The organism is Erwinia sp. AC075, assembly GCF_979253995.1.
This window is the reverse complement of record NZ_CEEDEU010000001.1, coordinates 1,268,212-1,288,824: the sequence shown is the minus strand read 5'-3', so window position 1 is coordinate 1,288,824 and position 20,613 is coordinate 1,268,212. Positions and strand designations below refer to the sequence as shown.

The following is a 20,613-nucleotide window of genomic DNA, read 5'->3' as shown; positions in this document are numbered from 1 at the left end:
GAAAAGCCGGTAACAGTGATGTTACCGGCTTTTTTATTGCGTCATGGATGGCAGTTTTACTGGCGGTAATCCATCGCCTGCAAGTCGGCGATCAATCCCCGTTCCCTGGGCTGCCAACCCAGCTGTTGCTGCGTCCATTTGCCTGAGGCACGCAGATCCATGCTGGCGAACATCGCAAACCAGCCAAAGTGCGCCGCTGCCTCTTCCGGCGGCAACGACACCACCGGAACACCCAGACCGGCGGCGACGACGTCGGTGATCTCTTTGGCAGACACGCCCTCTTCAGCCACCGCATGATAGCGCTGGCCTTTCTCGCCCTTTTCCAGCACCAGCAGATAGAGCTTCGCCACGTCCAGCACGTGCGCCGCCGGCCAGCTGTTAGTGCCCTCGCCGACATATGCCGCCACGCCCTTCTCCCGGCTGATGGCGATATACGGCGTGATCAGTCCCTGCTTCACCGTATCGTGCACCTGTGGCAGCCTGACCACCTGCACATTCACGCCCGCGTCCAGCAGCGTATTGCCGGTTAATTCGGACATAATGCGCGGGTTGGCGTGCTGAGGATTAAATACCGATTCAGACGCCGGCTGACCGTCGCCGGCATCGCCGATACCGGTGCCCGAGGTAATGATCAGCGGGCGGTCAGAGCCTTTCAGCGCATCCCCCAACGCTTCGATCACCCGGCGATCCTTTTCGCAGTTGGCGACAAAGTTATCGAAGTTATGATCGAACGCGGTATGGATCACCGCATCCGCACGGGCCGCCCCGGCACGCAGGCTGTCCGGATCTTCCAGCGTGCCGCGATACGCTTCCACGCCCGCTGCGGTTAACGCTTCCGCCCCGGCGTCAGAGCGGGTGACGCCAAGGACCTGATGTCCGGCAGCCAGCAATTCGGAAACAATGCGCGAGCCGATAAACCCTGTCGCGCCAGTGAGAAATACAAGCATCAGATAGCCTCCTGGTTGTGTGAGCACCAGTGTTGCGCTTAAGCTCAACGCAGAAAAGTAGTGACTTTATCGTAGTATAGAAACTAACAGGTTCGATTCAGAACACCGCAACGCGCTGACGATAACAGGAGAGAGGCAGGTGAATATCAATCATTACGGTCAACAGGTGGGCGTGGCGTTACCCGACTGGCAGCCCGCGCGCCCTTTTCCGCGCGGTTCGCTATCCGGACGGTATTGCACGCTCGAACCGCTTGATCCGCAGCACAGCGACGCCCTGTTTCAGGCCTTTTCGCTGGCGGAAGACGATCGCGACTGGACCTGGCTGGGAGCGCAAAAACCGGCCTCACTGTCGGAGATGATCGCGTGGGTAACGCATAAATGCCTGGATCAGGGGCTGGTGAGCTATGCCGTGGTCGATAACAGCACCCGGCAAGCCGTTGGCGCGGTGTGCTTCGCCAATATCGATGCGGTCAACGGCGCCTGCGAAATCGGTCACGTTACCTGGTCGCAGCTTATGAAGCGCACGGTACTCGGCACCGACGCCCTGCTGCTGCTGCTGACCCAGGCCTTTTCCCTCGGCTATCGCCGCGTGGCCTGGCGCTGTGATTCCACCAATCTCGCCTCACGCCGCGCGGCTGAGCGGATCGGCTTTACCTTCGAGGGCTGTTTCCGTCAGGCGATGACCCGCAAGCAGCGCAACCGTGACACCGACTGGTTGTCGATCATCGATGGCGAATGGCCGGCGATCGCGGCCGCACTGTCTGGCTGGCTCTCAGTCGCAAACTTCACTGCTGATGGCCAGCAGAGACTGCCGTTATCGGCTTTTTTCAAAAACGGATAAATGCGCGAGCTGAGTTTTCAGGACGCGTGGATTGCGAACAAAGATCGCCCGCTTGACATACTTGCTGTTAATTTTTGAGACGAACCCTAACGCTACGCTGCTGTATTACTCCGGCCAGTAGCGTTAAAATGGCCGTCTTAAAGCAACGCTGGATAGCGAGGTATAATGTCTTATCGTTTCACCCTGGCCGCAGTAACGGCCGCCATAACGCTCACCGGTTGCGCCAAACAACAGAAGCCCGGCGCGCCAGAAGATTTCTTCAATGGCCCGACCCAAATCAATGTGTCGCATGTTGTGACCCGTGCGGACGATGGTTCCGCCATTTTCCTGACGGTTGACGGTAATGACGCGGGCCCACTGGTTGCCGGGAAAAACACCGAGCTGCATATTCCGGCCGGTAAGCACAAAGTCGGGGGTTATGCTCAGACGCTGCTTGGCCTGGGGCGCGTGACGATTCAGTCTGTCGATGTGACAACCAAACCGGGAGAAGTGACGCAGCTGGCCTATTCGGTCACCCGCGACAAACCGGTGTTTGCGAAAGAAGGTGTCACCAAGCTGCCGCCTAAACCGGTTGCGGCGCCGGCTGCAGCGCCGGCAGAACAGGCTGCGCCAGCGCAGACCGACCAGACTGCGGCAACAGCAACCTCAGCCACCATCCCAACGGTTGCCGCCACGCCACCCGCTGCGGTGCCAGTCACGACAGGTACCCAAGCGACGCAAAGCACCACCGCGGCGACGACCACACCAGCTGCTACCGTTCAGAGCACGTCAACGCCTGCAACAACCACTGAAAGTACCACTACACCTGCAACGGCCAGTCAGAGTTCGGCGGCAACACCGGCTGCGACCTCAACTGACACCACGCAGAGTACGACAGCCACGGCGCCCGCAACCACGTCGACCACCACCACGCAGAATGCGGCAACAACCAGTCAGCCTGCGACCACGACAACCACCACCACGCAAAGCGCAACGGAATCGTCAGCCAAACCGGCAACGACCACCACCGAAACGTCGAAGAGTACTGATAGCGAGACAACGCATTCAGCGACCAGCAATACGGAAAACGCGCAAAGCTCTGGCAGCTCAACCACCACGCCAGTCGAGACCACTGAGTCCTCTACTAACGGATAATTCGGTCACGGTGTCGGTATTGTTGATCCGGCAAGGCTCGCTGAAGGCGATGGCCTTCAGCACGCACCCTTTCTCTGATTTGTTCGAACTAGTCGCGCCAGCCCAACGCGGGCGCGACATGTTTCAGAATCGACTCCATCACATGCGCACAATAGTCGACGCCCAGCTGGTTCGGGATGGTCAACAGCAGCGTATCCGCTTCCGCAATCGCCTCATCTTTCGCTAACTGCGCAATCAGCGCTTCCGGCTCGGCTGAATAGCTACGGCCAAAGATGGCGCGGGTTTTCTCATCCAGATAACCGATTTGATCGCCACCTTCGCAGCTGGCACCAAAGTAGGCGCGATCTGTCGCATTCATCAAGGCGAAGATGCTGCGGCTGACGGAAACGCGTGGCTCACGCGTGTGCCCTGCTTCCTGCCAGGCGGCGCGATAGGCGCGGATCTGTCTGGCCTGCTGAATATGGAACGGCTCGCCGGTTTCATCATCTTTCAGCGTCGAGCTTTGCAGGTTCATACCCAGCTTCGCCGCCCATACCGAGGTGGCGTTAGAACCGGATCCCCACCAGATGCGTTCACGCAGTCCTTCGGAGAAGGGCTCCGGCCGTAACAGGCCAGGCGGATTAGGAAACATTGGCTGTGGATTAGGTTTCGCAAAGCCTTCGCCGCTCAGCACTTCCAGCAAACGCTCGGTATGACGACGCCCCATATCCGCATCGCTTTCCCCTTCCTGCGGCGCATAGCCAAAATGGCGCCAGCCTTCAATTACCTGTTCCGGCGATCCACGACTGATACCTAACTGCAGACGGCCGCCGCTGATCAGATCCGCCACGCCGGCATCTTCGGCCATATACAGCGGATTTTCGTAGCGCATATCAATGACGCCGGTACCAATCTCAATACGTTTGGTTTTCGCGCCGACCGCAGCCAGCAGCGGGAACGGTGCGCTGAGCTGGCGGGCAAAATGGTGAACGCGGAAATAGGCACCGTCAGCGCCTAATTCTTCTGCTGCCACCGCCAGATCGATGGATTGCAACAGCGCATCAGCAGCGGATCGCGTCGCCGACTGCGGTGATGGCGTCCAGTGTCCAAATGACAGAAATCCAATTTTTTTCATGACCGGAGTGCCTTGTTTCAGAGTTAAAAGTGGTAATGCGTCCGACAGAATGAAGCTGAATACCCTTAGCTTGCAAGCTTTTGACTGTATCAATCTTTTATCGGGTAACCATTCTCGTGCACCTGGGCCTCAGCCCGCGTAAACAACCGTCCATAGACACCCGGCGTCATGCCGGTGACTCTGACAAAGGCTCGGCGCAAAACATCGACGCTGGCGAAGCCGCACTCTCCGGCCAGGGTTTTGCTCGCCATCCCCTGCTCCAGCAGCTGTTTCGCTCTTGCCACGCGCTCCCTTTCCAGCCATTGCGCCGGGGAAACGGCCAACGTCTGACGAAACAACCGGGAAAGGTGGCGCTCGCTGACGTTCATATGCTCTGCCATCACCGCGACATTTTTCACCTTATCGAGATGGCTGGCGCTCCAACGCAGCAGCTCCTGAAAGGATGAACGGCCGGAAAGAGTGACATTGTCACCGCGCATAAAATGATTCTGACTCACCGGTCGGCGGAAGAACATCACCAGGTTACTGGCGATCTCCAGCGCGACGTCCCGCCCCAAATCTTCCTCCACCAGCCTTAGCGCCAGATCGAGACCTGAAGTGACGCCCGCTGCGGTGCGGATCGGGCCATCGGCAACATACAGCGCATCAGCATCGACGCTGATCTGCGGGAAACGGCTGGCCAGCTCGCTGGCGCAGGCCCAGTGCGTGGTCACCCGCTTGCCCTGCAACAGACCCGTTTGTGCCAGCAATAATGCCCCGCTGCACACCGAACCAAATCGCTGACTTCGCCGGCACAGCCCGCTAATCGCGTCCAGCTGTTGAGGCTCGGCAATGATGTCGGTGATACCGGGTGCGCCAGCCACTAAGAAGGTCTGCGGCGAGTAATCCGCGGATTCACTGAGCAGCCGATCGGCGGTCAGGCGGACGCTGGAAGAGGAACGCAGCACCGGCGTGGAAAATGACATCACTACCGGCGTATACACCTGGCGTTGCAGAATGCGGTTCGCTTCGGCAAACACGTCCAGCGGGCCGCAGACATCCAGCATCTGTACGCCAGGCACGGCGAGAATGGCAATGTCACTGTTCATTATTCCTCCGGTGTCCGGGTTTGCCGGAATGTCCCGTATCGTCTTAATCAGTCGCTTTAAGTCATTTATGATGCACAGCATACTGCTTAAACACAATCCCAAGGCGAGAAAATCATGAACCAGTCAATTAACGTTCCAGACAGTCAGATGGCGAAAGAAGTCACCGAATTGGTGCGCGATACCGAATCCGAACTGTTGTTTCACCATTCCAGCCGCGTTTACTACTGGGGCGCGCTGGCGGGACAACAGCGCGGGCTAAAGGTCGACATCGAGCTGCTGTACGTCGGCTGCATGTTCCACGATGTGGGGTTAACTCACGATCACTGTAGCTGCGACAAACGTTTTGAAGTGGACGGTGCTAACGCAGCGCGGGACTTCCTGCAGCGCCACGGCATTGAACAGGCCGATATTGATAAGGTCTGGACGGCGATTGCCCTGCACACCACGCCAGGTATCCCGGAATTTATGGCGCCGGAGATCGCACTGGTCACTGCCGGCGTGGAGATGGATGTGCTGGGGATGGGATATGAGAATTACAGCGAGCAGGAAATTGCGGCGGTCACCGCGTTGCATCCGCGCCCTGAGGCCTTTAAAGAAGCGATCATTCAGGCCTTTTATGACGGCATTAAGCACAAGCCGCAAACCACCTTCGGCAACGTGAAAGCGGACGTGATTAAAGATAAGGAAGCAGGCTTTACGCCGGGGAATTTCTGTCAGGTGATCCGCCAGTCGCGCTGGAGAGGTTAACGGCACGGCGCTCGCTACGTGAAGTCGCTTTCAGTCAAAAGGGGGATTTCACGTAAACGTTGTCTTGCAGCAGAGGGCAGGTCAGTCTCGGCGGGCGGTGATCAGTCCGGCTTCACCAGCCGGATAGCGTGTTCCAGCACCTTCTGTTCATCACGGTCGGCATCCGATCGGCCCTGCCGGGTCTTTAACAGCAGATTCGACAACACCTTACGATCGGTGTCGAAACCCCCTTCTGCCAGCACAATCACCGCATCGCCAATCACCCGGCACACTTCATCGTAATACTCTTCACTCAGCACATCGCGTTTCATCATTCATTTCCTGTCGCTGGTTCGGTTAGAACTTAATGGCTTAAACCTGGCAAACAATCAGATGCAAAACAAGTTGAGACATACTTTGTAAAAACTTAATGCAGTCTCGCCAGGTGATGAACATCGCATTTTTCAGCATCAGTGCCGTGATTTATCAACGAAAACTCAACCAGTGTTGTTTTTCTTTCGCCACGCAAAGCATTTGCTGTGAAGGTAAGGCGTTTTTTACTTTTCAAGGACATGAAAATGAAGATAAATACAGGGGCAGTTCTCGTTATATCATTATTCCTGACCGCTTGTGCCGGCTCAGAAACAGCAAAATATCCTACCCTCATCGATAACGTCACGTCTGAAAACATGCAGCGGATACTCCAATCAGACGTTATTCCCTCAACCGGTGAAAGCCACGGTGAAGTCATCAGCCGGGTATCATCAGCCTTTCTCGGCACGCCCTATCAGGCCGACACGCTGATTGGCGGAGCTGATACCCCGGAAGTGCTTGTCGCCAATTTCAACCATGTAGACTGCTTTACCCTGATCGACTACGTGGAAGCCCTGACCCGAAGCCGCGACCAAAAATCCTTCCTGAATAACCTTGTCAAAATCCGCTATGCCGGGGGGCACGTCGACTACCTCAGCCGCCGGCACTTCTTTACTGATTGGTTCGCTACCGTCCCACGCAATGCCCGCGACGTCACGCCCGAGATCAGCCCGGACTTTCTCGTCGCTAACAAGCAACTTAACCGCAAAGCCGACGGTGGCGAATACATTGCCGGCCTTGGCGTTCATCCACGTAAAATCAACTATGTTCCCGGCAAGGCCATTAATGAACACCTGCTCAACCGGCTGAAACCCGGCGATTATGTCGGTGTCTTCTCCCGACTCAGCGGACTGGATGTTTCACATGTCGGGATTGTGGTTCGCCACGACGGTAAGGTGTGGTTCAGAAATGCCTCTTCGCTGGCCGCAAACAGAAAAGTCGTGGATTCGCCTTTTATCGAATATATGCAGTCGAAACCGGGAATCGTTGTGCTGCGGTCTGACTGATTTGCGCAGCGAATGCCCTTAATCAGTCTGTGGATGTGCATTCCTGTTTATCTCTTCTATCTTTATCTGCAAGATGAAACGATAAGTCGGAGAGACAACAATGAGCAATGATCCACGTAAACCTACCACCACTGATGCTGGCATCCCGGTTGCCAGCGATGAATACTCATTATCAGTCGGGCCGGATGGCCCGGTCCTGCTGCACGATCACTATCTGATTGAACAGATGGCGAACTTTAACCGTGAACGCATTCCGGAACGCCAGCCGCATGCGAAAGGCAGCGGTGCCTTTGGCCACTTTGAAGTGACCCATGATGTCAGCCAGTACACCAAGGCCGCCGTTTTCCAGCCGGGAACCAAAACCGATCTGGTGATGCGATTCTCTACCGTTGCCGGTGAACGCGGCAGCCCGGATACCTGGCGCGATCCGCGTGGTTTCTCGATCAAGTTCTATACCACCGAAGGCAACTACGACATGGTGGGCAACAACACGCCGGTGTTCTTTATTCGTGACCCGATGAAGTTCCAGCACTTTATTCGCTCGCAAAAGCGTCGGGCGGATAACAACCTGCGCGATAACGATATGCAGTGGGATTTCTGGTCGCTGTCACCCGAGTCAGCGCATCAGGTGACCTATCTGATGGGCGATCGCGGCATTCCGAAAAACTGGCGCCATATGAACGGCTACTCCAGCCATACCTATATGTGGGTGAATGCGGCGGGCGAGAAGTTCTGGGTGAAATACCATTTCCATACCGATCAGGGTATTGAGAACCTGACTCAGGAAGAAGCCGATAAGCTGGCGGGTGAAGACGGTGATTACCATACCCGCGATCTGTTCATGTCGATCAAAAACGGCCAGTTCCCAAGCTGGACGCTGCATATGCAAATCATGCCGTTTGCCGAAGCGGAAACCTACCGCTTTAACCCGTTTGACCTGACCAAGATCTGGCCGCACAGCGATTATCCGCTGATCCCGGTGGGCAAATTAACCCTTAACCGTAACCCAACGGATAACCATGCGCAGATTGAACAGGCTGCCTTTGAGCCCAACAACCTGGTGCCCGGCATTGGACTGAGCCCGGATAAAATGCTGATTGGCCGCGTATTCTCTTATGCTGATGCGCACCGTGCGCGTCTGGGCGTCAATTACAAGCAGATCCCGGTCAATGCGCCACACTCGCCGGTGAACAGCTACAGCAAAGATGGCGCCATGCGCATGAATCCGGTGTCCGATCCGGTCTATGCGCCTAACTCCAAAGGTGGCCCGGTGGCGGATGGCGATCGTTATCCGACTGACTCGACCTGGCCGTCGAGCGGCGAGATGGTGCGCGCGCCATACACCCTGCGCCGCGATGATGACGATTTTGGCCAGGCCAATACGTTGATCAATAAGGTGATGGATCAAGCGGGACGCGATCGTCTGGTGAGTAACGTTACCGGCCATCTGCTGAATGGCGTTGAGGAACCGGTGTTGTCGCGCGCCTTTGAATACTGGCGCAATATCGACCAGACCATCGGCGACCGCATTGCCCAGCAGGTCACTGACGAACGGGCGAAACGCAGCTAATCGTCTTAAATAACAAAATGGCCTTCGCAATGAAGGCCATTTTTTTTGTCTTAACGCACGCGAAACGGCGTTATTTGGCAGCAGCAGCAGCCTGTTTCACCCAGCCATCGAATGTCGCCTGATGGGAGGCAATCCAGCCATCCACATGACGGTCGATATCGTCGGAACTGCCCTGTCCTTCATGCATCCGCAGGTTTTGCGCATTCACGTCCGCCAGCGGCAGCTTCATCACCGCAAACAGCTTCGCTGCGGCCGGATTCGCCTGGGCCCAGGCCTTGTTGGCGACGATATGTTCGTTATTCACCGGGAAGCCGTAATTCTTGCCGTTCGGTAAAGTGGTATCCAGATCTTTCTGGCTACCCGGATTGGCAGAATGCGGCACCGTTAACCACACCACATCTTTCCCAGGCTTAAGTTCATCGCTGACCCAGTATGGCGTCCAGGTGTAATAAAGGACCGGCTTGCCTGCCTTAAATCGGGTGAGCGTATCGGCGATAATAGCGGAATAATTTCCCTGGTTCTGCACCACCGTATTACTCAAGCCATACGCTTCAATCTGGGTGCTGATTACCGAGCCACATACCCAGCCTGGATTACAGCCGGCAAGGTCAGCTTTGCCATCGCCATCGGCATCAAATAATTTGGCGATGTTGGGATCTTTTAGCTGCGAAATATCGTGAAGGTGATATTTATCTGCGGTCTTTTTATCGATCAGATAGCCCTGCGCTGCACCGGAAATATAGGTGCCCTGACGATAGAATTTATTGTCGCCACCTGCTGAGGCGTACATGTCCTTTTGCAGCGGATCCCAGTTGACCGCCATATAGGTGGCGTCACCGCTGGCAATCGCCGTGTAGGCTACGTTGTAATCCACTTCTTTGATCGGTTGAACGTCGTAACCTAACGCCTGTAAGGCCCGGTTAACCAGCTCGGTCTGGAAGGTTTCTTCCGGCAAGCTACTCTGTACGGCGTTAACCACTACACCTTTGCCTGGTAACGTTGCCGAGAACGCTGGGGATGCACTGGCAAGGGTTGTAATGGCTAACGTCAAAATTCCGCTGGTTCGCATGATGAGTCCTTTTTATTTTTTTAGGTGTTAACACTAAAAATAGAAGAAAAAATCACGCCACTCTCTTACAAATAACAACAGCCACTCTGGCAGTTTTTGGGTAAATATTTGCTGCGCTGAGTGAGGGTTATTTCATGAATAACGTATCAGGGAGTGCCGCAATATATTTAACGGGGTATACCCTACCACAGTGAAATTCTGAGGCAACCGGAAATGTCCGGCTCTCGGACCCCGGTCTTTAGCCCGATCCACGTCATAAGAATTTCCTATGAATGCCACCTCTGCCGGAAAAAACCGATCAGCGTTACGATAGTCAGCAGACCAGCCAACCGACGAGAAACTCATGGAAATTGTTACGGCGCAAGCCGCTCATGTTGCAGGAATACAGCAGATTTATGCGTGGCACGTCCTTAATGGACTGGCCACTTTTGAGACCGAACCGCCTACTGCTGAAGAGATGCTGGCAAGGCTTGCGAAAGTACAGGAAAGCGGAGGATTCTGGCTGGTGGCATTAGAAGAGCACCGGGTTGTCGGCTACTGCTACCTGGCGCCCTATCGCCCGCGTTATGCTTATCGCTTTACGCTGGAGGATTCGATCTATCTCGATCCTGACTGCGCCGGACGCGGTATTGGCCGCGCGTTGCTCGGTGAAGGCCTGCGCCAGGCGCAGGAAGCCGGATTCCGGCAGGTGATGACCGTCGTCGGCAACAGTGAAAATGTGGCTTCACTGGCCCTGCACCGCTCGCTGGGTTTTGAGCTGACCGGCGTACTGAAATCCGTGGGCTTTAAGCATGGCCGCTGGGTAGATACCGTGATGATGCAATGCACGCTGGGTGAAGGCGACACCACGATACCTCAGGATCGCTAAGCGTTATGGTCGGGCGGCGGTGCCGTCCGGCAAACGTGCGTTAGTCCAGTCCGGCAAGCCACCGGTCACCGGGAAGCGTTTCGCCTTCTCTTCATCAATATCAACGCCCAGTCCCGGACGATCGCTCAGGTAGGCATAGCCGCGATCGATTTCAGGACAACCCGGGAACACCTCCATCAGCGCATCATTCACCGGCGTATATTCCTGAATACCGAAGTTGGTGACGCTCATATCCAGATGCAAATTGGCTGCCACGCCCACCGGCGAGATATCGCCCGGTCCGTGCCAGGCCGTGCGCACGCCGTGGATCTCGGCATAGGTGGCCAGTTTTTTCGCCGGGGTAATGCCGCCAATGGTGCTGACGTGGCAACGGATATAATCAATCAGCTGTTGCTGAATCAACGGTTTCCACTCGTTGACGTGGGTAAACAGCTCACCCATCGAGATCGGCGTGCTGCTCTGTGCGCGGATCATTTTCAGCCAGTCGATATTTTCCGGCGCAACCGGATCTTCGAGGAAGAACAGCTGATAGGGCTCCAGGCTCTTGGCCAGCTGCACTGACGCGACCGGCGTGATGCGTTCATGCACATCGTGGATAAACTCGACGCCAAAGCCAAGCTTGTTGCGCAGATGGTCGAACAGACGCGGAACCGCGCGGGCGTAAGCATCCGGATCGAAATAAATGCCCGGCGTCTGCGAACGCGGTGAGACCTTCGGCTGAATATTGCGCGCCTTCGCCAGTTTGCCGGCGATAAGCTTGAGATCGTCTGTGCCGGCACCGCCGTACATGCCCATCTGGCAACGAACATACTGATAACCCTCTTCCATTCTGGCGCGAATGTTATCTTCCACTTCGACTTCATCGGCACCATCGCAGTGGCGGTAGAGCGGAATGCCGTCGCGGCAACGTCCGCCCAGCAACTGGTACACCGGCAGGCCTGCCACTTTCCCTTTGATATCCCACAGCGCCATATCCACGCCCGAAAGCGCATTGTTCATCACCGGGCCGCTGCGCCAGTAACCGCTGACCGCCGCCGACTGCCAGATATCTTCATTGCGCAGCGGATCCTTACCAATCAGGAACGGCTTCATATAGTTTTCAATTGCGGCTTCCACGGCAAAAATGCGCTGGGTAAAGGTGGCGCAGCCGAGGCCGTACAATCCCGGCTGATTGGTTTCCACTTTCACCACCACCAGGTCGATACCACCCGGGGCGGTCAGCAGCGTTTTAATGTTGGTAATTTTCAACGTTTCCATAAGTCTCTCCGGATCACCGCAATGATGTATGATGTCCTACATGTTAGAGGTAAATAAAAACCTCATGACGAGGTTTTCTTAAGGTTATTTCTCTGTCAGCTTCACTTCTGTAATCGCGTCCACGTTGTGGGCCATGGCATTGTTTAACGTCTCGCTGGCGGTGGTCGCGTCGCGATTCTTCAGTGCCATAAACACTTTGATATGTGCTTCAACACTTTCCAGCGTGATCCCCAGTACCCGGTTTAACTCTTCAAGGTAATGGATATAAATGTTCTTCAGCGACTCCATCACATGGATGAAGACCTTGTTATGCGACGCCTTAACGATTGCCAGGTGGAAATCATAGTCGGCCTGCGAATATTTCTTATAGTCGTCTTTGCTGACCAGCATGCGGTTTAAGGCCTGCTCCAGCTGGCGGATGTCCTCATCCGTCGCCTTCTCTACCGCCAGGTCCATACAGCGGAATTCCACGGTCTGACGAAACACCCGCATATCATCAAACTCTTCCTGCGACAGGTGCAGGATCGGCTGGTTGTCACTGAACGCGCCATAGCGGGCGATCTCACGGGTGACGTAGGTGCCCTTGCCCTGATGGGTGATCACCACGCCCAGATCGCGCAGCTTCTGCACGGCACTGCGAACGCTGACGCGGCTGACGTTAAAGGTCTGCGTCAGCTCTGACTCGGAAGGCAGCTTGCAGCCGGGCTCCCAGACGCCGTCCTGGATATTCTTTTTCATTTGCTCGTAGATAACGTTCACCACGTTATGCTTCTGCACGCTTTCCAGTGTCACGTCTTTCCCCTGTTGCTGGTTAATGTCGCCATTCTATTCTGCTGGCTTGCTGATACCAGCAAAACAGCATGATTGACGTCGACCATCAGCTTGTCCTACAAGTCCGAATCTCTTTTTAGCACTCCCAATATCTCTCTGGCAAGGAATAGTTTTTCACTGTGCCAGACTGTGAAGTGAATCACAAAACCGCCTCATCACCCTGTTTTTACAGGCTATATTCAAGGCATAAAGTGGCCACACCACAGATTATTGTGATCGGGGCTACAATTTCTTAACCTGTAGATTGCTCAACTACCTCGCCTCACGTAGATCTAAAAACACAACTTGTTAGTCATGTTACATGAAGTTTTTCAGGAGTGATTATGTCTTCACTGTTCTCTCTCAGCGGCAAAACCGCGCTGATTACCGGTTCAACTCGCGGTCTGGGACTGGCCTACGCACAGGGACTGGCCGCTGCCGGTGCAACGGTCATTCTGAACGGCACGCAGGAAAGCCATATGCAGACGGCGCTGGCCACGTTGAAGGAACAGGGCGCCAATGCGCATGGCTTCCTGTTCAACGTGGCGGATGAAGACGCGGTCGAAGCGGTGTTTAAGGAGCTCGACGATCGGGATATTCATGTCGATATCGTGATCAACAACGCCGGCATTCAGTTCCGTCAGCCGATGCTTGAGCTGGCGTTAAGTGACTGGCAGCGCGTGCTGGACGTAAACCTGACCAGCGCCTTTCTGATCGGCCGAACCGCCGCCCGACGTATGGTATCCCGCAAAACCGGCGGCAAAATTATCAATATCGGATCGCTGACCAGCGAGGCCGCCCGCGCCACGGTGGCGCCTTATACCGCGGCGAAAGGCGGCATCAAGCTGCTGACCAAATCAATGGCCGCTGAATGGGCACAGTACAACATCCAGAGTAATGCAATTGGTCCCGGCTACATCCTTACCGATATGAACCAGGCGCTGGTCGATAACGTTGAGTTCGATCAATGGGTGCGCAACAGCAACCCCTCCGGCCGCTGGGGAAAACCCGATGAACTGATTGGCACCGCCGTGTACCTGGCGTCTGACGCCTCTAATTACGTCAACGGCCAGATCATCTATGTCGATGGTGGCTGGCTGGCCACGCTGTAACCGTCTCACGAGCACAACATAATAATCCCGCCAGGCAATAAGACCTGGCCTCGTGCCCTACCGTTCGAAAACGCCGAGGTACTACCATGAACCAGACCCGTGCAGGGACATTGCCCGCCAGCCGCTGGGGGAAACTGATCCCCATCGCCTTTATCACTTACAGTCTTGCCTATCTGGACCGCGCCAATTATGGCTTTGGTGCGGCGGCCGGACTGGCAGAAGATTTGAATATCACCCCAGGCATTTCTTCCCTGCTGGGCGCCCTGTTCTTCCTCGGCTACTTCTTCTTTCAGGTGCCTGGCGGGATTTATGCGGAAAAGCATTCGGCAAAGCGTCTGATTTTCTGGAGCCTGATCCTCTGGGGGATACTGGCTGCGGCCACCGGCATGGTACACAACATCGCCCTGCTGGCGGCCATCCGCTTCCTGCTGGGTGTGGCGGAAAGCGTGGTGATGCCGGCGATGCTGATCTTCCTCAGCCACTGGTTTACCCGCGCGGAACGCTCCAAAGCCAACACCTTTTTGTTCCTCGGCAACCCGATTACCGTGTTGTGGATGTCGATCCTCTCCGGTTACCTGGTTAATGCCTTTGGCTGGCGCGGAATGTTTATTATCGAAGGGGTGCCCGCTATCCTCTGGGCCTTTATCTGGTGGGCGGTGTACGCCGACCGGCCGCGCGATGCTAAATGGCTGAACGACAGCGAAAAGCGATCCATTGAAGAAGCGCTGGCGGCTGAGCAGGAAAATATCAAACCGGTTAAAAACTACCGTGAAGCGTTTCGTTCACCGAAAGTGCTGGCGCTGGCCTTTATCCACTTTTTCTGGAATATCGGCATGTACGGTTTCATTATGTGGCTGCCGTCGATGCTCAAATCCGCGTCCGGCCTCGGCATCGTCGCTACCGGCTGGCTTTCTGCCGCCCCTTATGTGCTTGCCATTCCGCTGATGCTCGCCGCATCCTGGTTCTCCGATAAATTCCAGCAACGTAAATTGATCGTGGTGCTGTTCCTGGGGCTGGGCGCCGTCTGCTTTATCGCCTCGTTCAGCATTGGTGCGTCGCACTTCTGGCTCTCCTGGGCACTGCTGGTGATTGCCGGCGGCGCAATGTACACGCCGTACGGTCCGTTTTTTGCCGCCATCCCTGAAATGATCCCGCGCAACGTGGTCGCTGGCGCCATGTCCTTTGTGGTGTGCTTTGGTGCGCTGGGTTCCTTCGTCGGCGCGTGGATTGTCGGTTATCTGAATGGCGTCACCGGCAGCCCGGATGCGTCTTATGTCTTTATGGGCGGATCGCTGGTGTTTGCAGTGCTGCTGACCGCTCTGACCCGGTTCAGCAGTCAGACGCCGGTCGTGGCGAAAACCACGTCAGCTTACTGACCACAGGGAGGTAAAAATGATCATGAAACCGACCCGTTCACGCCTGAGCATTTTGATGATGCTGTTTGTGGTGACCGCGATAAATTATATGGACCGCGCCAATCTCTCGGTGGCCGGTTCCCATATTCAGGGACAATTTGAGCTGTCCCCGACGCAGCTCGGACTGCTGTTCTCGATGTTTACCTGGTTTTATGCCATGAGCCAGATCCCGGTGGGCTATATTCTCGACCGGGTAGGCTCCCGGATCCTGTATGGCAGCGCTATCGTGCTGTGGAGCGTCTTCACCTTTGTGATGGGCTTTGCGTCTCACCATATCTTCGCCACCGCGACCGCATCCTTTGCGATGCTGCTGGTCTGCAGGGCGTTAATTGGCGTGGCGGAAGCGCCCTCGTTCCCGTCCAATACTAAGATCATTGCCAGCTGGTTCCCGGACCATGAACGGGCGCGCGCCACGGCGTTTTACTCCAGCGCGCAGTACATTGGCCTGGCCTTATTGACGCCGTTACTGTCGTTTATCGTGGCCGAATACGGCTGGGAAGCCTCGTTCTATCTGTCGGGCGGCGTGGGAATTATTTTTGGCATCTACTGGCTGATTGCCTACCGCGATCCGCAGGACAGTAAAAAGGTTAACGACGCCGAGCTGGCCTACATACGTGACGGTGGCGGTTACGGCTCGGCCAATCAGCAAGGGGGGAATGGCAAAGTAAACTGGGCCAGCGTGAAGCACATTCTGCGTCAGCGCACCGTCTGGGGACTGTTTATTGCCCAGTTTGCGGCCTCCTCCACACTCTATTTCTTCCTGACGTGGTTTATTGTCTATCTGGAGAAAGGACTGGGCTTATCGATTGCCAAAGCCGGTATCGGCGCGATGTTTCCTTACCTGATGGCGATGGCTGGGGTGCTGTGCGGTGGAACCCTGAGCGATATGCTGCTGAAAAAAGGCCACAGCCGCACCTTTGCCCGCAAGCTGCCGGTGATGGCCGGTTTGCTGGTGACGACGTCGATCGCGCTGGTGAATTTCTTCCAGCACAGCCCGACCATCGCTATTGCCATCCTGTCGGTGGCCTTCTTTGCCAATGCGTTTTCCAATCTGGGTTGGGTGGTATGCAGTGATGTGATCCCCCGTCATTTGATTGGCACCATCGGTGGATTTCTCAACATTTTCGGTAACCTTTCCGGGATTATCAGCCCGATCGTGATTGGCGTGATCCTGCAACGCACGCAAAACTTCCAGTACGCCATGTGGTATATCGCCGCCGTGGCGCTGATCGGTTTTCTCGCCTACTTATTACTGGTGGGTAAAATTGAGGTGATTTCGCTACCGGACGATCGGGGGCAAGAAAAAGAGCCGCAGAAACCGTTCAAAAACCCGTCCAAAGCCTGAGGATTTGTTATGAAGCAGAAAGAGATAGTTGCCAGCGTGGTCAGTGCCGCGCATGACGTCAGCAACCAGTCGCGCACCATTGAATGCGCGGATGACCAGGTGCTGGTACAGGTTGAACGCGGCGGGATTTGTGGCTCGGATATTCACTATTTCCAGCATGGCCGTGCGGGGATGTCAGTGCTGAAAGAGCCAATGACGCTGGGCCACGAATTTGTTGGTCGCATTGCGGAAGCCCCGGCAGACAGCGGGCTGAAGGTCGGTCAGCGCGTGGCGGTGAATCCATCCCAACCCTGTAACGCCTGTGAATTTTGCCTGTCGGGTAAGCAGAACCTGTGTCGCACCATGAAATTTATGGGCAGCGCGCAGTTCTTCCCGCACGTTCAGGGCGGCTTTGCCAGCTTTGTCGCGGTCAGCCCGGCGCAATGTGTGCCCTATTCCGATAAGGCCGATGCAAAGGTGATCGCCTTTGCCGAACCGTTGGCCGTGGCAATTCATGCGGTACATCAGGCGGGTGACCTGGTCGGCAAAAAAGTGCTGGTGACCGGTTCCGGGCCGATTGGCTGTCTGGTGATTGCGGCAGCCTTTGCGGCAGGCGCTTCAGAGATTATCGCCACCGATATGAGCGATCGTTGCCGTGCGCTGGCGTTAGAAATGGGCGCCTCGAAAGCGGCCGATCCCACCGATGGCGAGGTCACCGGTAAATGGCAGGAAAACAGCGGCTATTTTGACGTCTGCTTTGAGGCATCTGGCGCGCCGGCGGCCATTGCTTCCACCGTGGGCTTTACCCGTCCGAAAGGTCGGATTGTTCAGCTCGGCATGGGTGCCGCGACGGTTGACTTCCCGCTGGGGTTGATGCTGGTGAAAGAGATTGAGCTGGTCGGTTCATTCCGCTTTATCAATGAGTTCGACATTGCCGTGCGCTGGCTGGAGAGTGGTCGCATTAATCCTCTGCCACTGCTTTCTGCGGTGTTCCCGCAGCAGGACGTGGTGAAAGCGCTGGAGATGGCCAGCGATAAAAGCCAGGCCGCCAAAGTCCAGCTGACCTTTAGTTAATGCTGACTGCCCGGGATCGCCATCCCGGGCACTCTCTGCAGGCATGAAATACGCGTTCTCACAGAATTCTAACTATGTTTGAAATTCTCGATATATCATTTTATTTTAAAAGTAAAATATTTGGCATGTCGCAGTGATTATTTTTAAGCATGAAATTAGCATAAACTGCACCAATAGCACCGGTCATTAAGGACTTCTCTTCGCTAAGGTTATTCAAGTCCAGGTCAACAGGGAACCGAGACGAGAAATCTTCTCGTTGTATTATAGTATTTCCATAAATCCCATGACATAAGGATTTAGCACTATTAACACCTCGGGCGTCGGCAGTTTTAAAATAATGACTAATATCAGATTCTAAAATATCCATAATTTCACCTGAAATATTCAGGCCTTCTGCTCTTATTGCCTGGCGGGACATGTATATTCCTGGGGCCCCATTACACCAAGCATTGAAGTCAGTATCATTATCATGAAACTCAACCCCTTTCCAACCCGATTTTATTTTGAAGCATTTTTCATAATTAAGAGACTTAAGAATTAACGTGTTTATGTCCTTGCGATTCAACATGTTATTTGCAAGTACAAGCGAATAAGCAATGCCTGAATTACCATGCGAGAAACCCGTCCATTTCTTCCCCCATGTAATGCATTCATCATCAATTTTTTTTGAACTACTTAATATTTGCCCTGCTAAATATGATATAATGGAAAGCAATTTGTTATTAGGGAATTTAGAATATACTCTACAACATAATATTAGGATCCCAGAAGCACCACTAATAACATCAAACTTTTTATTCCTATTAAACAATGAAATGACATTTTCTAATCTTTTCATAAAGCGTTCAACGTGTTCCGTGCCAAAGTTTTTTACAAACAGATAGTCAATGTATAAAAGCCCTCCATTGGACTCGAAGATACCATAAGTATCGCCTTCCCTTTGCGCATCCACTTTCTCATAAAGATTGAATAAAGCATTTTCTTTCAAAAGCGTTGGGGATTCTATAAAATCACACAACTGAATTATCATTGGGCCAGCAAGGCCGTCATAAAGATCATCATTCCTTTTAAGGATCGTTGTTGCGCCAAAGTAGTCTTTTTTAACACCCAGCCATACATCATTGCCGTTATGTTTGACTGCACTCCCCTTAAGGAAGTTGATATATTCCTGATTATCGTTACTATTTGTATTCAGAGGCTTTACTGATGGTAGCAGTGACCATAAGGACATATTCAAAAGATGCCGCTGATACAACATTGCATGAGTGGAGGCTTCATTATTAAGATGTTTTTCATTAAGTTCTTTGAAGGTATATAGTTTTTTGAAAAATTCCGAATTTTCATCAAGTTCAATTTTCGTTTTGTCCCCAAGGAAAAACTCGCCATTAAGTATGTCATAATAGAAAATTGGAATTATATTTTGATAAATAGACTGAAACTCATATTTAATAATCTCTATGGGCTTTGTTTTATCATACACTGCACATGCTATAAAGAGCGATCTAAGTTTAGGGAAAAGCGTGTATCTGGGATGACTTGAAAAATTAATCACATCACCGTAGTATTTGCTCGATCTCAAAAGGAGACGTCCAGGTAACTCTTTTTTATTGATTAGAATGCTTATAATTTTTATGTTTTTACTAAAAGCATTCATCATGCACTCAAATCCTTTGGCAACGGATTTTCTTAACTCACAATTTGATATGTCAGACCGATATCTTACAGGCCTGTTATGGAAGTTGGGGATCTTAACAGTTTGCTTGCCCTTGATGATTTCATTATCTTCATCAATGTACAAAACCTGTTTTTCAACCTCACCATTGAGATCTCTTTCACCGATACCGCAAGTGAAGCGATCAACTGTACTTCCAGAAAGGCCTGGAAGAATGCAGGTAGTAAGGACTGAATTTGAGAAATCACTGGTCTTTATTACGCCAGAAAAAATACACTCTAAATCTACAAAGAAGGGAATATCATTTGAACATATAATGTTTTCGAAATGAAAGTCACCTGCATTAAGCATATGGAATAGCCCTACGGCTGCACCAATGTTTTCATAAAAACGTGAAATTTCTTCAGATGACAAACTGTCTTTAAAGGTTATCTTTTCATGCCAACTATGTGTAACACTATCAATGCATTTAGGAATGCCAATTTTCAAATATCCTAAATCATGCTTTAATAAATCCAAAAGCTCACAAACAATGAGTTCATTTTTTGCAGTCCGTGGTTTATAAATAATCTCAAGTGAGTTAGTAAACACTATCTTTGAGACGCATTGGCCAAAAGAATGGTAATCACCCATTGAAATGTCGATTTTTGATACTCTGTAATCTGCCATATCAAAATTTCTGGCAACGATTTCTTTATCAGAAGCAAGGTTATGCAAAACATCGGTAAAAGAATACATCATATGCCCAGCATAAGATGTGACTTTATCAAGCAGTGAAGGATAGGTAGTAAATAACTTATCCCAGCTATCCATCTTATTTTTAGTTGATGCATTCATTTTAGAGATGAAAAGGCACAACTGCCGAATATCCTCAGGCAATTTAATTTTAATCTGATTATAAAAATCATTTTCTAACGCATCTAAATTATGGCAAACATCCCTAAATTGATAAAGAAAAGATTTTACCTCATCGGCTATTGCGTTTGTTAAAGTATCTTTAAAAACACATAAGAAATCATTAGCATTATTTAGAGAAAGATCATAATGATAAAATCGATCGCGAATTCTTTCTCTATTGGCTTTAACAAATGAAGTCTCAGGGTGAATAGTCTCTTCGCATTCAAATACCCCCCCTACTACCTCACTATAAATATCTTTGGCTTCAGGATATTTTTTGAGGATGGCTTCTAATGTTTTCGTATATGCATTCATA

Annotated in this window: 18 protein-coding genes; 10 read left to right on the top strand and 8 right to left on the bottom strand. The window is 52.9% G+C overall.

Annotated features, from left to right (window positions below; translation table 11 throughout):
- Positions 1 to 56 precede the first annotated feature (56 nt).
- Complete coding sequence (locus tag AC0IXH_RS06110) at positions 57 to 947, bottom strand: SDR family oxidoreductase (RefSeq protein WP_471720175.1); 891 nt, start codon at positions 945 to 947, stop codon at positions 57 to 59.
- Positions 948 to 1,086: 139 nt separating this feature from the next.
- Here AC0IXH_RS06110 and AC0IXH_RS06105 point away from each other — a divergent pair, with 139 nt between their 5' ends.
- Together AC0IXH_RS06105 and AC0IXH_RS06100 are read left to right on the top strand one after the other, a co-directional pair.
- Positions 1,087 to 1,788 (top strand): GNAT family N-acetyltransferase, encoded by a 702-nt coding sequence (locus AC0IXH_RS06105; protein ID WP_471720174.1) that lies wholly within the window; start codon positions 1,087 to 1,089, stop codon positions 1,786 to 1,788.
- A gap of 165 nt (positions 1,789 to 1,953) precedes the next feature.
- Positions 1,954 to 2,922 (top strand): hypothetical protein, encoded by a 969-nt coding sequence (locus AC0IXH_RS06100; protein ID WP_346594569.1) that lies wholly within the window; start codon positions 1,954 to 1,956, stop codon positions 2,920 to 2,922.
- 88 nt (positions 2,923 to 3,010) lie between these two features.
- Here the strand turns inward: AC0IXH_RS06100 and AC0IXH_RS06095 are convergent, their stop codons facing one another.
- Positions 3,011 to 4,036 (bottom strand): LLM class flavin-dependent oxidoreductase, encoded by a 1,026-nt coding sequence (locus AC0IXH_RS06095; RefSeq protein WP_471720173.1) that lies wholly within the window; start codon positions 4,034 to 4,036, stop codon positions 3,011 to 3,013.
- A gap of 89 nt (positions 4,037 to 4,125) precedes the next feature.
- A complete protein-coding gene (locus AC0IXH_RS06090) occupies positions 4,126 to 5,124 on the bottom strand; it encodes a GlxA family transcriptional regulator (protein ID WP_471720172.1) in 999 nt (332 codons plus the stop codon).
- A 114-nt stretch (positions 5,125 to 5,238) separates the two neighbouring features.
- Here AC0IXH_RS06090 and AC0IXH_RS06085 point away from each other — a divergent pair, with 114 nt between their 5' ends.
- Positions 5,239 to 5,871 carry an HD domain-containing protein gene (locus tag AC0IXH_RS06085; protein WP_471720171.1) on the top strand — a complete coding sequence of 211 codons (633 nt, stop codon included), beginning with the start codon at positions 5,239 to 5,241 and terminating at the stop codon, positions 5,869 to 5,871.
- Positions 5,872 to 5,972: 101 nt separating this feature from the next.
- On the opposite strand, the gene AC0IXH_RS06080 is transcribed toward AC0IXH_RS06085, so the two are convergent.
- A complete protein-coding gene (locus AC0IXH_RS06080) occupies positions 5,973 to 6,182 on the bottom strand; it encodes a DUF2767 family protein (RefSeq protein WP_041692010.1) in 210 nt (69 codons plus the stop codon).
- A 240-nt stretch (positions 6,183 to 6,422) separates the two neighbouring features.
- On the opposite strand from AC0IXH_RS06080, the gene AC0IXH_RS06075 reads away from it, so the two are divergent.
- Together AC0IXH_RS06075 and AC0IXH_RS06070 are read left to right on the top strand one after the other, a co-directional pair.
- Complete coding sequence (locus AC0IXH_RS06075) at positions 6,423 to 7,229, top strand: DUF1460 domain-containing protein (protein ID WP_471720170.1); 807 nt, start codon at positions 6,423 to 6,425, stop codon at positions 7,227 to 7,229.
- Positions 7,230 to 7,329: 100 nt separating this feature from the next.
- Positions 7,330 to 8,799, top strand: a complete 1,470-nt coding sequence (locus AC0IXH_RS06070) for a catalase (protein WP_013202236.1) — start codon at positions 7,330 to 7,332, stop codon at positions 8,797 to 8,799.
- Between the two features lie 70 nt (positions 8,800 to 8,869).
- Here the strand turns inward: AC0IXH_RS06070 and proX are convergent, their stop codons facing one another.
- On the bottom strand, positions 8,870 to 9,868 hold the full coding sequence (gene proX / locus AC0IXH_RS06065; RefSeq protein WP_346567313.1) for a glycine betaine/L-proline ABC transporter substrate-binding protein ProX: 999 nt from the start codon (positions 9,866 to 9,868) through the stop codon (positions 8,870 to 8,872).
- 343 nt (positions 9,869 to 10,211) lie between these two features.
- Here proX and AC0IXH_RS06060 point away from each other — a divergent pair, with 343 nt between their 5' ends.
- The gene (locus AC0IXH_RS06060) at positions 10,212 to 10,736 is read left to right on the top strand and encodes a GNAT family N-acetyltransferase (protein ID WP_265910530.1); all 525 of its coding nucleotides are present in this window, start codon (positions 10,212 to 10,214) and stop codon (positions 10,734 to 10,736) included.
- A 3-nt stretch (positions 10,737 to 10,739) separates the two neighbouring features.
- Here AC0IXH_RS06060 and AC0IXH_RS06055 read toward each other — a convergent pair whose 3' ends face one another.
- Positions 10,740 to 11,993, bottom strand: a complete 1,254-nt coding sequence (locus AC0IXH_RS06055; protein ID WP_013202239.1) for an enolase C-terminal domain-like protein — start codon at positions 11,991 to 11,993, stop codon at positions 10,740 to 10,742.
- Positions 11,994 to 12,077: 84 nt separating this feature from the next.
- Positions 12,078 to 12,785 (bottom strand): FadR/GntR family transcriptional regulator, encoded by a 708-nt coding sequence (locus tag AC0IXH_RS06050; protein ID WP_013202240.1) that lies wholly within the window; start codon positions 12,783 to 12,785, stop codon positions 12,078 to 12,080.
- A 362-nt stretch (positions 12,786 to 13,147) separates the two neighbouring features.
- Between AC0IXH_RS06050 and AC0IXH_RS06045 the strand changes: the two genes are divergently transcribed.
- The 4 genes from AC0IXH_RS06045 (at position 13,148) to idnD (ending at position 17,728) form a co-directional block, all read left to right on the top strand.
- A complete protein-coding gene (locus tag AC0IXH_RS06045) occupies positions 13,148 to 13,915 on the top strand; it encodes an SDR family oxidoreductase (protein WP_134824181.1) in 768 nt (255 codons plus the stop codon).
- An 86-nt stretch (positions 13,916 to 14,001) separates the two neighbouring features.
- Complete coding sequence (locus AC0IXH_RS06040; protein WP_346567317.1) at positions 14,002 to 15,291, top strand: MFS transporter; 1,290 nt, start codon at positions 14,002 to 14,004, stop codon at positions 15,289 to 15,291.
- Between the two features lie 22 nt (positions 15,292 to 15,313).
- Entirely contained in the window at positions 15,314 to 16,675 is a 1,362-nt protein-coding gene (locus AC0IXH_RS06035) for an MFS transporter (protein ID WP_346595234.1), read from the top strand.
- A 9-nt stretch (positions 16,676 to 16,684) separates the two neighbouring features.
- Positions 16,685 to 17,728: an L-idonate 5-dehydrogenase gene (gene idnD, locus AC0IXH_RS06030; protein ID WP_134824183.1), complete on the top strand. Its 1,044-nt coding sequence runs from the start codon at positions 16,685 to 16,687 to the stop codon at positions 17,726 to 17,728.
- Between the two features lie 100 nt (positions 17,729 to 17,828).
- On the opposite strand, the gene lanM is transcribed toward idnD, so the two are convergent.
- Positions 17,829 to 20,612: a type 2 lanthipeptide synthetase LanM gene (gene lanM / locus AC0IXH_RS06025; RefSeq protein WP_471720169.1), complete on the bottom strand. Its 2,784-nt coding sequence runs from the start codon at positions 20,610 to 20,612 to the stop codon at positions 17,829 to 17,831.
- Position 20,613 lies beyond the last annotated feature (1 nt).